Source organism: Rhizobium sp. BK418 (genome assembly GCF_004341105.1).
In the GTDB taxonomy this organism is placed as follows: Bacteria; Pseudomonadota; Alphaproteobacteria; order Rhizobiales; family Rhizobiaceae; genus Rhizobium.
The window spans coordinates 808,022-821,630 of the sequence record NZ_SLZK01000003.1 but is presented as its reverse complement, the minus strand read 5'-3'; the positions used below and the strand labels follow the sequence as shown (position 1 = coordinate 821,630).

Sequence of the window (13,609 nt, the reverse complement as noted above, 5' to 3'; positions counted from 1 at the left end):
AAAAAATCGTCAGCCGGATTGACGATTCAACCGCAGAGGGTTGCTAAGCAATCCCGGCCAGAAAAAAGGCTCGACATTTATCCTGTATCGTTACAGATTGGCTCGCTTAGGGAGGAGAGCTTTTTCGGCGCCGGCGTACTTACAGCGCACCAAAAAGCTTCTATAAGGCGAAGCAAATCGCGCGAGGCAGGCCTAGAGGGATGGAAAACAACGGAAATTTCGGGGGAGCGGCGTCCGGTTCCATTCAACGCGAGCGCCCGACATTGAAGACGATTGCCTTCATGACCGGCCTTGGCGTGACGACAGTGTCGCGGGCACTGAAAGATGCACCGGATATTGGCGCTGAAACGAAGGAACGGGTGCGCATGGTCGCCCGTCAGCTCGGCTATCAGCCGAACAGGGCCGGCGTACGCCTCAGAACCGGCAAGACCAACGTCATTGCGCTGGTCCTCAGCATCGACGAGGAGATCATGGGCTTTTCCAGCCAGATGGTCTTCGGCATTTCGGAAGTTCTGACCGGCACGCCCTACCATATCGTCGTCACCCCGCATTCACACAGCAAGGATCCCATGCTGCCGGTGCGCTATATCCTGGAAACGGGTTCGGCCGACGGCGTTATCATCTCGCGCGTCGAGCCCGACGATCCGCGCGTGCGCCTGCTTGCCGAGAGCGGCATGCCGTTCACCACCCACGGCCGCACCGATGGCGGGCTCTCGCACCCCTATCACGACTTCGACAACGAGGCTTACGCCCATCAGGCAGTGGAAAAGCTCGTCAACCGCGGCCGTAAGCGTGTCGCTCTGCTCCAGCCGCCAAGCAAACTCACCTACTACACCCATACCCGCATCGGCTTTCAGACTGGCTTGCATGACTACGGCGCGGAAGAAGTGCCGCTGCGCGTCAACATCGATGCTCCGCTTGCCGAAATCCGTGACGCCGTAGAGCAGCTGATGCGCTCGCCGGGTGCGCCTGACGGTATCGTCTCGTCCGCTGGCAGCGCCACCATCGCCGTCAACGCCGGCATCGAGGCCGCCGGCAAGCGCCTCGGCCATGACGTCGATCTCGTCTCCAAACAATCCGCCCCGATTCTCAACTGGATTCGCCCGGAAATCATCGCCGCCTACGAAGACGTGCGCCACGCCGGCCGCGAGATGGCAAAACAGGTGATCGCGCGGATCGATGGGGTGGATGCGGAGCTGCTACAGAGTATCAGCAAACCGGAATGGCCTGCGGGGCGGTAAGCATCCGAACTGCCGTTTGGCGTTCAAGCGCGAGAACACATGCGGGAAATCGAAATACCGACGGCACGCACGATCCTCCGCTCCTTCAGGCCGGAGGATGCCAGCGAAGTCTTTGCCTGCATCTCCCCCGAGATCACCCGCTTCACCGCCTGGAAGGCGCCAACGAGCGAGGAAGCCTTTGCCGAAGTCTGGCAAAACTGGCTGCCTGCAATGGAAGATGGATCGGAACTCACGCTCGTCCCCCGCAGCCGTGATGATCGCCGGTGCCTTGGCATTCTCGGCGTGCACGCCATCAACTCCGAGACCCCAGAGCTTGGAATCTGGCTGCGCCGCGATGTGCATGGCAAGCGGTTCGGCCATGAGCTGATCGGTGCCGTGGCGAGATGGGTGAGCAAGACGCAGCCGGTCCGATATTTCGAATATCCGGTTGCCGAGGAAAACGTTGCCAGCAGGCGGATTGCCGAGGCTTACGGCGGCGAGGTCAAAGAACGCCGCCAGAAGCCTAAATATGGTTGCGTCGTCTATCACATTCCGCCGATCTTGCCGTGAACGGGTGTTCTCGGGGCGAGGCGCTTGAGTGCGTGCACCCCTAACCCCTCCCCGCCCGGTAGAGAGGGGACTTTCCGCACGAGATCTTTGAGATTGCGGAGACACTCGCTGCATACGCTTTCTCGCCAGCGAGGAGAAGGTGCCCGAGGGGCCTGTTCTCCAGAGTCAACTTTACTCAGATCGCCTGATTGAATGCCGCCTCGATCCGATACCCATCCGGATCGATGACGAAAGCTGCAAAATAGTTCGGTCCATAATGCTGCCTCAGCCCCGGCGCACCATTGTCGACACCGTCATGCGCAAGCGCCGCCGCATGAAATCCAATCACCGACTGCCGGTCAGGCGCCGCAAAGGCAAGGTGAAAACCTGCACCCGGTGCTGCCTGGCCCGCCTCGACCAACTTGATCGCCAGCTTGTCTCCGCCACCCGGCGGTCCATAACCAACAGCCTGTCCGGTCTCGCCCGGCCGCAGATCCTCCCAGACTCTGATATAGCCGAGCGCGCCAAGCGCAGCATCGTAAAACCGTGCCGCCCGCTCGATATCGGTCACCCCGAAGGAAGCGTGGTGAAGCATGTCGAAAACCTCCCGTTCGCCATTAGCCTTATAACAAAAAGCCCGACACTATGGCCGGGCTCTTCATCTCCATTATCGCAAACCTCAGAAGGTCGATGCACCGCTGCCCCACGGGCCGTGGTGGAAGTCCTTGCCGTCGAGGCGGTCGAAGCCATGGGCGCCGAAGAAGTCGCGCTGCGCCTGAATCAGGTTGGCAGTGCCGCGGGCCTGGCGGTAGGCGTCGAAATAGGTGAGCGCCGAGGTCAGCGCCGGAACCGGCAGGCCGGCGGTAAGCGCTGCAGTCACGACGCGGCGAAGCGCCGGGATCGATTCCTTGACCATAGAAGAGAAGGCCGGCGTGACGATGAGGTTTGCCGCATCGGGCGCATCGGTGAACGCCTTGGTGATCTCGTCGAGGAACTGCGAGCGGATGATGCAGCCGGCACGCCAGATGCGGGCGATCGTCGGCATCGGCAGCGACCAGTTGAACTCCTTGGAGGCTTCGGCCATGACAGCAAAGCCCTGCGCATAGGCGCCGATCTTGCCGGCAAAGAGCGCCAGTTCCAGATCCTTGTTGAAGTCAGGGCCATAGGCGACGGGAAAAGCCGCACCAAGATCGCCGAAGATCTTCTGGGCGGCTTCGCGCTGTTCCTTCATCGACGACAGGCTGCGGGCGGCAACCGCGGCTTCGATGCCGGTTGCCGGAATGCCCATGTTCTGCGCTTCGATCGCCGACCACTTGCCGGTGCCCTTCTGGCCGGCCTTGTCGAGGATCATGTCGACCATCGGCGTTTTGGAGATCGGATCGGTGGCGGCCAGAACCTTCTCTGAGATTTCGATCAGGTAGGAGTTCAGGCGGCCCTTGTTCCATTCGCCGAAGATGCCGGAGATTTCCGAAGCGCTCTTGCCGAGGCCATCGCGCAGGATGCCGTAAATTTCGGCGATCATCTGCATGTCGGCATATTCGATGCCATTATGGATCGTCTTGACGAAGTGCCCAGCGCCGTCATTGCCGAGCCAGGCGACGCAGGGATCGCCATTGTACTTGGCGGCGATCGAGGTCAGAACCTTCTCGACGCGCTTCCAGGACTCTTCCGTGCCGCCGACCATGATCGACGGACCGTGGCGGGCACCTTCCTCACCGCCGGAAACACCCATGCCGATGAAGGTCAGGCCCGTATCCTTGAGGCGGTCGAAGCGGGCAACCGTATCGCGGAAGTTGGCATTGCCGGCATCGATCATGATGTCGTTCTTTTCCAGATGCGGGCGCAGCGCCTCCATCTGCTGGTCAACCGGATCGCCGGCCTTGATCATGATGATGATCGGACGCGGCGGGCGGATCGCCTCGACGAACTCCTCGATCGTCTTGCAGGGAATGATCTGTTTCTTCAGATCGCCGGCGCTTTCGTAGAATTCATCCGTTTTTTCAGGAGTGCGGTTGAAAACCGCGATCTTGTTGCCTTTTTCCGCAATATTGAGCGCCAGGTTGGAACCCATGACGGCAAGGCCGATCAGTCCGATTTCTGCCTTTTCCACGACAAACCTCCGATGAGTGAAATGGTGCGATGTTGTGGCACTCTCTCGGCCAAACGGCAAGGTCGCCAATGGCGATTCGGGTCGAAAAAGGCAGTCGGAACAGGCTTTTCGAATGGCCTTCACAGCACCATATGATGCAGTTTGGGAGGCCGGAATGACGGTCAGCACTGCCATGCAAAGCGATATCAGGCCGCTCTTGGCAAAGACAGCCGGGCGCTACCGCGAATACGCGCCTTCGTCCGCCCTTGCTCCGCATTTTCGCTGTCTCTGGTCACACGAGCTGCTGACAGCAGGCCCGCTCGCCATCGTCCCGGACGGCTATTGCGATCTGCTCCTCGTCGATGGCAGGATATATGTTGCCGGACCGGATCGCACGGCTGCCTTTCCCCCGATTGCGCCGGGCATGCATGTTCTTGGTGCCCGTTTTGCGCCGGGTGCCGGTGCCAACTGGCTGACGGTCCCGCTCTCCGAAATCACCGGCCTCTCCATTCCCTTGCGTGATCTCGCGCCTGAAAAGGCCGTCTTTCTCGAATCGCGCCTGTCCGACTGTGTGGATGGAGCCGCAGCGCGTTCGCTCTTCGCCAGCCTGCTGACCGAGCTGGCACGAGATGAAAGAGAAGCCGAGCCCGAAGCTCGCCTGATCTTTGCCGCTGCCGATAGCGGAGCGGGCCGCATACGGGATCTGCAGCAGAGGCTCGATATCGGCGAGCGGCAATTGCGCCGTCGCGCCCACCATCATTTCGGCTATGGCATCAAGACGCTGGAGCGCGTGCGCCGCCTGCAGCGTTTCATGGCGCTCTGCCGGGCTGACAAGAGCCTGCCGCTCGCCGTCCTCGCCCTCGAAGCCGGCTTTTCCGATCAGGCGCACATGACTCGTGAGATCGCCGACCTGACGACGTTGACGCCCGCCGCCATGCATAATCAACTGATTGGCAACTGTCCGGCCGCTGACCGTTTCGTTCAAGACGCAAGGAACGGGCCTGCTAGTCTGGCACAGAATAATGGACAGACCGATGACCACAATGCCCGCCCGTATCGTTCACATCTCGATCGATAGAGACTGGCGCGATGTCTATGACTTCGCCGGCAGACCGGAAAACATGCCGCTCTGGGCATCCGGCCTTGCGACCGGCCTCAAACCTGACGGTGAGGACTGGATTGCCGAAGGGCCTCTCGGCACGATCCGTGTGAGTTTCGTACCGGCAAACGAGTTCGGCATTATCGACCATACCGTGATGATCGAATCCGGCCTGCGCGTCTATAACGCACTGCGTATCGTGCCGAATGGCGATGGCTGCGAGGTGATGTTCACGCTGCTTCGCCTACCCGGCATGACCGACGATCAATTCGCCGCCGATGCCGCCCATGTGCAGAAGGACCTGGCGACGCTGAAATCGATGATGGAGAAATAAGATGGCCAGCAACGACGCTGAAAATGACCGCCGTATCGACTATGTCGAGTTTAACGTTAGCGATATCGCCGCAACCAAGGCCTTTTATGGCGCTGCCTTCGGCTGGCGCTTCACCGATTATGGCGAGGAATACTGCGAGTTCGACGATGGCAGGCTGAAAGGCGGCTTCACCACCCTCGGCCCGGTGCGCACATCGGGCGGCCCGCTCGTCATCCTCTACGCGGAGAAGCTGGAAGACGTTCTTGCGGGCGTCGAAAAAGCCGGCGGCACGATCGCCAAGCCGATCACGCCCTTCCCCGGCGGCCGCCGCTTCCATTTCCTGGACAAGGACGGCTACGAGCTCGCCGTCTGGAGCAAGGATTAGAACCTCCCCGGTCAGGCGTCAGCCGCTGCCGGGCCGCCGAAATCTGGATGGTGATGAGCGCTCCCAGCACCTTGTTCGATGCGTCGTTGAGCGGCACCATACGGCAGCGGTTACGCCGCTCATTGTGCTCGTAGACGTAATCGATCGCCGCTCCGCCAAAACAGGCATCGAGCTTTTCCTTCACCCCGTCGGCAAAGCGCTTTTCGCCGATGAATTCGACGATATGGCGGCCGATGAGCTGCATGGCATTCTTGCCGAGATGGGCGCAATTGGCGGGATTGGAATAGAGATAACGATAATCCTTCGTCAGCACCGCCACGCGATCCGGCAGCGTCTGCAGGATCGCCGCATTGAGGAACTGACCGTTATCGGTGTCGGGAATATAGGCGGGCGGCTGCCTGAGCTTCATGTCCGGCAACGGCACGCGCCAGTCCGGTGCATGGGCGCCGAAATAACGATCGAGCAGGTAGGAGAGCACAGCGGCATATTGCGCCACGAAAGCCCCGTCATCGGCATCCTGGCCGATGAGGTAGCTTACAAATTGAAGCTGCATATATACTTCAACGAGGCTGGACGCCCTGCATGCGAGAATCGCCTCGACCAACGGCTGGATATCGCCGTCGAGCGCCGCCACGCGCTCATCATCCCCTAGCCTTATCGCTTCCTCAATCTGCGCACAGCGCAAGGAAAAGGCCCTGAACAGCTCAAGCAAGATACCCCCATATCCATTTCCTGAGAAACGTTCCGAAACCGGTCGAGGCCTATGCTTAACAAGATTACGCCTTACGGTTGACGCTTTGCGCGCCCTAGTAGAGACGCGTAACATGGACTGCTAATCGTTTCAACCAAAGCAGACCTGTCGCTTTTCACCGATCATAAATCGGGAGCAAAATCTTGCAGGCACAATCTTATAGGCTGACGGAACGCTTGATATCCCAACGGTCGTGATACCACAGCCATTGAGCCGGGTATTCGCGCACCCAGCTTTCCACCTTGTCATTCATCATCTGCGCCGTGGCGGTAAGGTCCAGATTGCCCTTCGCGTCGCGCGGCATCTCCATCTTCGGCTCGATCTCCAGCCGATAACGATTGCCGGGCAAACGGATGCAGCGGGCCGGATAGACCTCGCAATTGAATTGCCGCACCAACTTTGGCAGCAGCGGGTTGGTTTTGGTGTCGAGCCCGAAGAACGTCGTCTTCAATCCGCGGCCAAACTTCTGGTCGACGAGCACGCCGACGCCCTGCCCTACCTCGAGCTGCCGCGCCAGCGCAAAGGAAGAACCCGCATGCGAGGGTACCAGCTTGCCCATACGGCCGCTGCGGAAATCGAAGACCTTCTGGGCCACGTAAGGATTGTTCGGCGGCCGGAAGAGCACAGTCACGCTGAGACCGAAGGCATTGCCCGCAACCGGCAGCAGCTCGAAATTGCCGGTATGGCCGGTAAAGACGATGAAGGGGCGCGGATTGTCGCGCAGCTCCAGGAAGATCGGAATGCCGGACACTTCCACCCTGCCCGGCTCGGAGCTTTCAGGATCGAAATCGAAGAGCTGGTCGAGGAAGACATATTCGGCCGCAAGCCGGCCCATATTGCCCCAACTCTCCAGCGCAATCTCTTCCAGCTCGGCATCGCTCTTTTCCGGGAAAGCCCGGCGCAGATTATAGAGCATCAGCTTGTGGCGCTTCAGCCGCTTGCCAATCTGGCGCGTCATCCAGTCGGCGAAGCGCATAGCGCCATCGGCCGGAAACAGCTTCAGGAAGTTCAGGAAGCCGAACATCAGCTGCGCCACCAGCCATTGCTGGAAATGGCGCAGCGCCAGAACGATCCTGGTAATGAAAAGCTTCACGCCGATCAGTCCATCTTCAGGATGATCTTGCCGAAGATTTGCCGGCCTTCCATGCGCTCCAGCGCGCGGTCGATATCGTCGAAGCCGACTTCCGTATCGATGACGGGATGAACGAGGCCACGGCCCATCTTCTGCATGGCGTCAGCCATGTTCTCCATGCGGCAGCCGAAGGAGCCGAGCAGCTTCAACTGCTGTTGGAAAAGCATCATCAGGTTCATCTCGGTAGAGACACCAGAGGTCGAACCGCAGGTGACGAGACGCCCGCCCCGCTTCATGCAGAGCATCGAGCCTGCCCAGGTATCCTTGCCCACGTGTTCGAAGACGACGTCGACGCCCTTCTTCTTGGTGAGCTTGCGCACCACGCCCTCGAAGCGGTCGGTGCGGTAATTGATGACGTGATCGGCGCCGAGCGCCTTCGCCTTTTCGATCTTGTCGTCGGAGCCGACGGTGGTGATCACGGTGCAGCCGATCTTCTTGGCAAGCTGGATCGCTGCCGTGCCAATGCCGGAGCCGCCGGCATGCACGAGAATGGTTTCACCGGGCTCGAGCTTGGCGTTGTCGAAGAGCATATGTTCGACCGTGCCGAAGGTGACCGGCGCAAGTGCTGCACCGATCGCATCGACGCCGGGAGGAGCCGGGACGAGCAGCCGCGCCGGCAGGTTCACCTTCTCCTGCGCAAAGCCATCCAGATGGAAGCCGTGTACGCCGGAGACATGTTCGCAGAGATTGTCGCGGCCTTCGCGGCACGGACGGCAGAGGCCGCAGGTGCGCGCGCCATAGATCGACACGAGCTGCCCGGGCAGAACGTTCGCCACGCCGGGACCAATCGCTTCGACCACGCCGGAGGCTTCGGCACCGATGACGAGCGGCATCTTGCGCTTGGCGAAAGCCATGCCGCGCCAGCCCCAGACATCGATATGGTTCAGCGCAACCGCCTTGACGCGCAGCGTCACTTCGCCGGCGGCAGGCGCCTCCGGTTCCGGCAGGTCGGTGATCTCAAGCTTGCGGTCATCGATCAGTTGCAAAGCGCGCATGGCAAAACCTCTCGCCTTGAAGGCGTTCTTTTTGTCTCAGTGTTGTCGGGAACCGCTTATGCCGGTTCGAGCGCCATGACAAGGCTGGCGTTCTGTCCGCCGAAGCCGAAAGAGTTGGAAAGCACGGCCGAAACCTGGGTTTCCCGTTTCTTGTTCGGCACGACATCGAGAACGATCGACGGGTCGGGATTGTTGTAGTTGATCGTCGGCGGCAGCGTGCCGGTCAGCATCGTCTGCAGCGAAAAGACGGCCTCGACGGCTCCTGCCGCCGTCAGCGTATGGCCGATCATCGACTTGTTCGAGGAGACTGGGATGCCGACCAGCTTCTCACCGAAAACGGCAGACATGGAACCATATTCCATCTTATCGTTCTCGGGCGTCGAGGTGCCGTGCGCATTGATATAGCCGATATCGTCCTCGCTCATGCCGGCATCGGCAAGCGCCGCGCGGATCGTCGCAATCGCTGGACCGCCGTCGGGCGAAGAACGCGTGCGGTGGAAGCTATCGGCCTTGTCGCCTGCCCCCTTCATGATGCCGAGCACCTTGGCGCCGCGGGCAATTGCCGATTCCAGCGATTCCAGCACCAGCGTCGCCGCGCCCTCGGCGATGACGAAACCGTCGCGATCCTTGCTGAAAGGCTTGGAGGCCTTGGTCGGCGGATCGTTCTGCGTGGAGAGAGCAGACAGCAGCGAAAAGCGGATCAGCGCTTCCGCGCTCAGCGAACCATCGGTCGCAACCGTCAGCGCCCGGTCGGTGCGGCCCTGGCGGATCGCCTCGATGCCGAGCTGAATCGCCGTCACACCCGATGCGCAGGCCGTCGACAGTGTGACCGGCAGGCCACGCGTGCCGAAACGGTCGGACAGACGCTCGGAGATCGCGCCGAAAAGTGCTGCCTCATGGAAAGCGGGATCGGGACGCTGGCGCATGGCAGCCAGGAACCGCTCATAGGCATCGCCCGGATGGTCGGCGGCCGGCGAACGGTCGGCAAGTTCGAAACGAGCGCTCCATTCCGGCTCGATCGGCGGTGCGGCCAGGAACAGCGGGCCGTTGAAATCGCCGGAAATTCCGGCATCGGCGAGCGCTTCGATCGTTGTTTCGCGGGCAAAGGCATAGGACCGCTCGACGGCGTTCGGCGCGGGAATGTCGATGAAATCGACCGTGCCGGCGATGCGCGTCGAAAGCCCCTCGGTCGGGAAGCGGCTGATCTCATGGATGCCGGACGTGCCGGACGAAAGAGCTGCCCAATTGTCCTTCAAGCCCTGACCGAGCGAAGTAATGATGCCCATGCCGGTGACCGCAACGATTGGCCGGCCGAGATGATCCCTGTAAGCGGACGCTGTCATTTCAGTCACTCCTCACGCTTCTGCGGAAAGAACGGCGACGCCTTCGCCGCGCTGATGGCCAACGGTCGTGACGACGGCGGCCTTCGCGCCGGCCGTCATCGGTGCCTCACTCGCGGCATCGAAGGGCGGAACCTTGGCCGCGACATCAACGGCAAGGGCTGCCAGCGCGAGACCAAGCGTGAACTGCGCCTCGATCGTGTGGCCGGAAACGCCGCCGAAGCCGCGGATCGCAGCTCCCGGAAGCTGATGCTCCAGCACCGCCTTTTCACGGGCCGCAATCTCATGCATGCCGGTCGAGCCGGAGAAGATCGCCGTGGTTTCAGCCGCAAGGTCGGCGGCAGGCTTCAGAAGCCGCTCCATGCGCTTTTCGAAATTCCCAGCGCCGCGATTGCCGCGATCGCCCTCGACAGCGTCGATTGTCGCATAGATATGCGCGCCGCGCTCTTCAGCATGCTTGCGCGATTCCAGCACCAGAAAGGCGCCGGCCGAACCGGTGATCATGCCGCCGCCTTCGAGGCCGGAGCGCGACCAGAGTGGCGCCCAGTCGCCGCGCGTATGGGCGCCGATTGCTTCCGTCAGCAGGATCATGTCCGGACGCTCGGCAGCAAAGGCACCTCCGACAAGCGCATGGGTGGATTCACCGGACTTGATGCGCCAGAAAGCCGTCTCGACGGCGGAAACGCCGGAGGCTTCTTCACCCATGAAGGTGCGCGAGGAGCCGGTGACCTTGTGAACGATGGAAATATTGCCTGCGAGCAGGTTGGACAGCTGCGCTAGGAACAGCGTCGGACGCAGTTCCGTCGTCAGTTTCTCATTCAGCAGCAGTTCGCGGTCATTGCGCTTCAGGCCCTCGTCGACGATCAGCGTATCGACATTGATGTCGCGCTCGCCGCCGCCGGCCGCCACGATCATGTCCATCGTGCCGCAGGCTTCCAGATCGTCCTTGAAGCCGGCATCGTCGAGCGCCAGACCGGCTGCGAAAACGCCGATGCGCTGCCAGTTTTCCATCTGGCGCTGGTCGCCACGCTTGGCGATCTGCTGCGACCAGTCGATCTCAGGCAGCGGATGAACAGGATAGGGCTTGAATTTCTCGGTTTCGACGACAGGCTTCGGCGCGGCATCGGCTGTCAGTAGCGCGATATGCGCATCCTTGCCGACACCCTGACAGGTCACGATGCCGATGCCGGTGATGACGACGTCATTGGCGGCCTTGCTCATCTATTCACTCCCCTGGGCCTTGGCCCCCTGCTGAGCGATGGCGGCCATGAGGCCCACCTCTTCAGCACGTTTCCTAACGATATCGCCGAGCGGAACCTCACTGAAAGGCATGGTGCGCAGCTTGAGCTGTGCATCGCAAACCTTCTTGCCGCCGCTGGTAATCTTTGCCTTGGTGACGGCAAAACCGGAGCCGTCGTGTTCGAGAAAAGCCTCGATGTCGAGCACCGCTTCCGGCTCGACGAAGGTGCGCATCTTGGCGCCATCGACCGACATCAGGAAGGGCATGGATGTAAAATCGGTCGCCGCCAGCACCAGCATGCCGGAGGCCTGCGCCATGGTTTCGATAAGAAGCACGCCGGGAACGAGCGGCATGCCTGGAAAATGCCCCTCGAAAACGGGGCTCTTGGCCGGCACGACCGAGCGCGCAACCAGCGTGCGCTTCTCGAGGTGCACCGCCTCGACGCGGTCAATCATCTGGAAATATTCCAGCAGCATCAGTCTTCTCCGGCGCGACGCGCAAAAGCCCGTCGGAAGGCCTACTTAGGAACAAAATCGCCCGGCCGCCATATCAACGGCGGCAGGGCGTGAAAAAAACCGATGATGTTGCTTCAAGCCTTTGCGGCGCGCAGCTCGTCGATCTTGGCACAGAGGTTCTTCAGCACGAAATACTCTTCGGTGGAAACCTTGCCCTCGTTGACTTCCTGCGTCCACTTCTCGAGCGGAATCTTGATGCCGAATTCCTTGTCGATGGCAAAAACGATATCGAGGAAGTCGAGGCTGTCGATACCGAGGTCGTCGATCGTATGGCTTTCCGGCGTGATCGTTGCGCGGTCGATCTCGCTGGTTTCAGCAATGATGTCGGCAACTTTATCGAATGTAGCGGTCACTCGCTCTACCTCTTGGAAATGAAGATTCTCCCCCTCATAGGCAAATCCATTTCAAAAGCCAATGCTTTCGTCCCGCTTGCAAGCCAAATTGGCGCGAAAGTGTTGCCTAAACAGCAATGGAATGACGCCCTTTGGCCCGCACCAGATAGGCATCGAAGCGCGAAGCGACCACCCGGCTAAAGGCTTTTGCGGCCTCCTCGATGGCGCCGAGACCGCCCTGATCCAGACTGCAACGTTGCGCGCCTCTGATATCGGAAGCCAGTTTGATCTGGATCAAACTGGCTTCCGTCGAAATTGATAAACATCAAGATGCAACGCAAGAAATCGGGATAGATGACGACAGGGCCGCGGCGTAACACGCAGGCAGGCCATATGGGATAGAGGCATCGAACATGGATATCGCGCGCAGTGAAGATCCTGACATTACAATTCCGGCGACCTGCCGCATTTGCGAGGCGCGTCATGGCGTCGTCTGCAGCGCGCTGACGTCGGCACAGCTGCGCGAGCTCTGCAGGCATTCGATGCGCCGAAAGCTCGACGCCGGCAGCGAGATCCTTGCCCAAGGCGAAGATGTCTCCTCCTATTCCAACATCGTGAACGGGGTGGTGAAGCTCTGCAAGGTGATGCCGGACGGGCGCCAGCAGATCGTCGGCCTTCAATTTGCCCCCGATTTCATCGGCCGTCCCTTCGTCCATGAGAGCACACTGTCTGCCGAAGCCGCCACGCCGACCGAAATCTGCGTCTTCCCTCGCCGGCTGCTTGACCGGATGATAGCGGATACGCCCGACCTGCAGCATAACCTGCATGCTCAGGCGCTGAAGGAGCTGGATGCTGCCCGGGAATGGATGCTGACGCTCGGCCGCCGCACGGCCCAGGAAAAGGTCGCAAGCCTTCTTTTTCTCATCGCCACGAATGCAGAGCCGGAAACGACCTACGGCACCGCCTTCGACCTGCCACTCTCACGCGCCGAAATCGCCGATTTCCTGGGGCTGACGATCGAGACCGTCAGCCGCCAGATGACGAAGCTGCGCAAGCTTGGCATCATCCGCATTGAGCATAACCGTCATATCGTCGTGCCCGACATGGATGACCTGGAGCGCCTGATTACCATGTGATTTGATCACTGCGTGATCACAACGCGGGTATTGGCAAGGCCGTTTTCCTGCGTCAGCGAGAAGAATTGCGCCGCATTATTGGGATCGAGACGAACACAGCCATGCGAAGCCGGCGTGCCGAGCCGCTTGCGGTCGAAGGTGCCGTGCACGGCATAACCGCCGTTGAAGAAGACGGCGAAGGGCATCGGCGCATTGTCGTATTTCCTGGAGCGGTGATCGCGCGACAGCCACTTCGCACCCCACGAACCGGTCGGCGTGTAGTAACCCTTGCGCGCCGTCGAGACCTTCCAGCGATATTTCACCCAGCCGTCCTCGGTAACGGTCATCGTCTGCTTGCTGAGGCTGATATTGGCGACCAGCGTTGCCGCCTCGGCAGCAACGGGAGAAAACTGCAATAATAATACTGCGGTCGCAGCCGCTAAAAACGTCTTCATGATCGTCCCTTTGTCGAATCTTTAAAAGGCTTGTTTTCGCCAACGAGAAGAGACTACGGCAATACTTCCTATTTTGTTT

At 60.5% G+C, this 13,609-nt stretch carries 17 protein-coding genes; 6 read left to right on the top strand and 11 right to left on the bottom strand.

What is annotated here, in order from left to right; translation table 11 throughout:
• The first annotated feature begins 200 nt into the window (after positions 1 to 200).
• Positions 201 to 1,241, top strand: coding sequence for a LacI family transcriptional regulator (locus EV281_RS15480; RefSeq protein ID WP_132653961.1), 1,041 nt, complete (start codon positions 201 to 203; stop codon positions 1,239 to 1,241).
• A 39-nt stretch (positions 1,242 to 1,280) separates the two neighbouring features.
• Positions 1,281 to 1,790, top strand: coding sequence for a GNAT family N-acetyltransferase (locus tag EV281_RS15475; protein WP_132653960.1), 510 nt, complete (start codon positions 1,281 to 1,283; stop codon positions 1,788 to 1,790).
• 175 nt (positions 1,791 to 1,965) lie between these two features.
• On the opposite strand, the gene EV281_RS15470 is transcribed toward EV281_RS15475, so the two are convergent.
• Positions 1,966 to 2,364, bottom strand: a complete 399-nt coding sequence (locus EV281_RS15470) for a VOC family protein (protein WP_132653959.1) — start codon at positions 2,362 to 2,364, stop codon at positions 1,966 to 1,968.
• An 84-nt stretch (positions 2,365 to 2,448) separates the two neighbouring features.
• On the bottom strand, positions 2,449 to 3,879 hold the full coding sequence (gene gndA / locus EV281_RS15465) for an NADP-dependent phosphogluconate dehydrogenase (RefSeq protein WP_132653958.1): 1,431 nt from the start codon (positions 3,877 to 3,879) through the stop codon (positions 2,449 to 2,451).
• 154 nt (positions 3,880 to 4,033) lie between these two features.
• Here gndA and EV281_RS15460 point away from each other — a divergent pair, with 154 nt between their 5' ends.
• The 3 genes from EV281_RS15460 to EV281_RS15450 are packed head-to-tail and all read left to right on the top strand — an operon-like array spanning position 4,034 to position 5,655.
• Complete coding sequence (locus EV281_RS15460) at positions 4,034 to 4,936, top strand: helix-turn-helix domain-containing protein (RefSeq protein ID WP_245508269.1); 903 nt, start codon at positions 4,034 to 4,036, stop codon at positions 4,934 to 4,936.
• A complete protein-coding gene (locus EV281_RS15455) occupies positions 4,893 to 5,291 on the top strand; it encodes an SRPBCC family protein (protein ID WP_132653957.1) in 399 nt (132 codons plus the stop codon). Before EV281_RS15460 ends, EV281_RS15455 begins: the two co-directional genes overlap by 44 nt.
• Before the next feature lies 1 nt (position 5,292).
• On the top strand, positions 5,293 to 5,655 hold the full coding sequence (locus tag EV281_RS15450; protein ID WP_132653956.1) for a VOC family protein: 363 nt from the start codon (positions 5,293 to 5,295) through the stop codon (positions 5,653 to 5,655).
• Here EV281_RS15450 and EV281_RS15445 read toward each other — a convergent pair.
• The 8 genes from EV281_RS15445 to EV281_RS31150 all read right to left on the bottom strand — a co-directional run bounded on the left by EV281_RS15445 (position 5,576) and on the right by EV281_RS31150 (position 12,258).
• A complete protein-coding gene (locus tag EV281_RS15445; RefSeq protein WP_132653955.1) occupies positions 5,576 to 6,367 on the bottom strand; it encodes a PAS domain-containing protein in 792 nt (263 codons plus the stop codon). The two genes, EV281_RS15450 and EV281_RS15445, sit on opposite strands and share 80 nt — an antisense overlap.
• Positions 6,368 to 6,563: 196 nt before the next feature.
• Positions 6,564 to 7,499, bottom strand: a complete 936-nt coding sequence (locus EV281_RS15440; protein WP_132653954.1) for a lipid A biosynthesis lauroyl acyltransferase — start codon at positions 7,497 to 7,499, stop codon at positions 6,564 to 6,566.
• 5 nt (positions 7,500 to 7,504) lie between these two features.
• Positions 7,505 to 8,533 (bottom strand): zinc-binding dehydrogenase, encoded by a 1,029-nt coding sequence (locus EV281_RS15435; protein WP_132653953.1) that lies wholly within the window; start codon positions 8,531 to 8,533, stop codon positions 7,505 to 7,507.
• Positions 8,534 to 8,589: 56 nt separating this feature from the next.
• On the bottom strand, positions 8,590 to 9,876 hold the full coding sequence (locus EV281_RS15430; protein WP_132653952.1) for a beta-ketoacyl-ACP synthase: 1,287 nt from the start codon (positions 9,874 to 9,876) through the stop codon (positions 8,590 to 8,592).
• A 12-nt stretch (positions 9,877 to 9,888) separates the two neighbouring features.
• A complete protein-coding gene (locus tag EV281_RS15425; protein ID WP_132653951.1) occupies positions 9,889 to 11,094 on the bottom strand; it encodes a beta-ketoacyl-ACP synthase in 1,206 nt (401 codons plus the stop codon).
• Positions 11,095 to 11,589, bottom strand: coding sequence for a 3-hydroxyacyl-ACP dehydratase FabZ family protein (locus EV281_RS15420; RefSeq protein ID WP_132653950.1), 495 nt, complete (start codon positions 11,587 to 11,589; stop codon positions 11,095 to 11,097).
• A gap of 113 nt (positions 11,590 to 11,702) precedes the next feature.
• Positions 11,703 to 11,981 (bottom strand): acyl carrier protein, encoded by a 279-nt coding sequence (locus tag EV281_RS15415; protein ID WP_007814022.1) that lies wholly within the window; start codon positions 11,979 to 11,981, stop codon positions 11,703 to 11,705.
• 106 nt (positions 11,982 to 12,087) lie between these two features.
• On the bottom strand, positions 12,088 to 12,258 hold the full coding sequence (locus tag EV281_RS31150; RefSeq protein ID WP_165911894.1) for a hypothetical protein: 171 nt from the start codon (positions 12,256 to 12,258) through the stop codon (positions 12,088 to 12,090).
• A 115-nt stretch (positions 12,259 to 12,373) separates the two neighbouring features.
• Here EV281_RS31150 and EV281_RS15410 point away from each other — a divergent pair, with 115 nt between their 5' ends.
• Positions 12,374 to 13,096, top strand: a complete 723-nt coding sequence (locus EV281_RS15410; RefSeq protein WP_132653949.1) for a Crp/Fnr family transcriptional regulator — start codon at positions 12,374 to 12,376, stop codon at positions 13,094 to 13,096.
• Between the two features lie 5 nt (positions 13,097 to 13,101).
• Here EV281_RS15410 and EV281_RS15405 read toward each other — a convergent pair whose 3' ends face one another.
• Positions 13,102 to 13,530, bottom strand: coding sequence for a L,D-transpeptidase (locus tag EV281_RS15405; RefSeq protein ID WP_132653948.1), 429 nt, complete (start codon positions 13,528 to 13,530; stop codon positions 13,102 to 13,104).
• Positions 13,531 to 13,609: the final 79 nt, after the last annotated feature.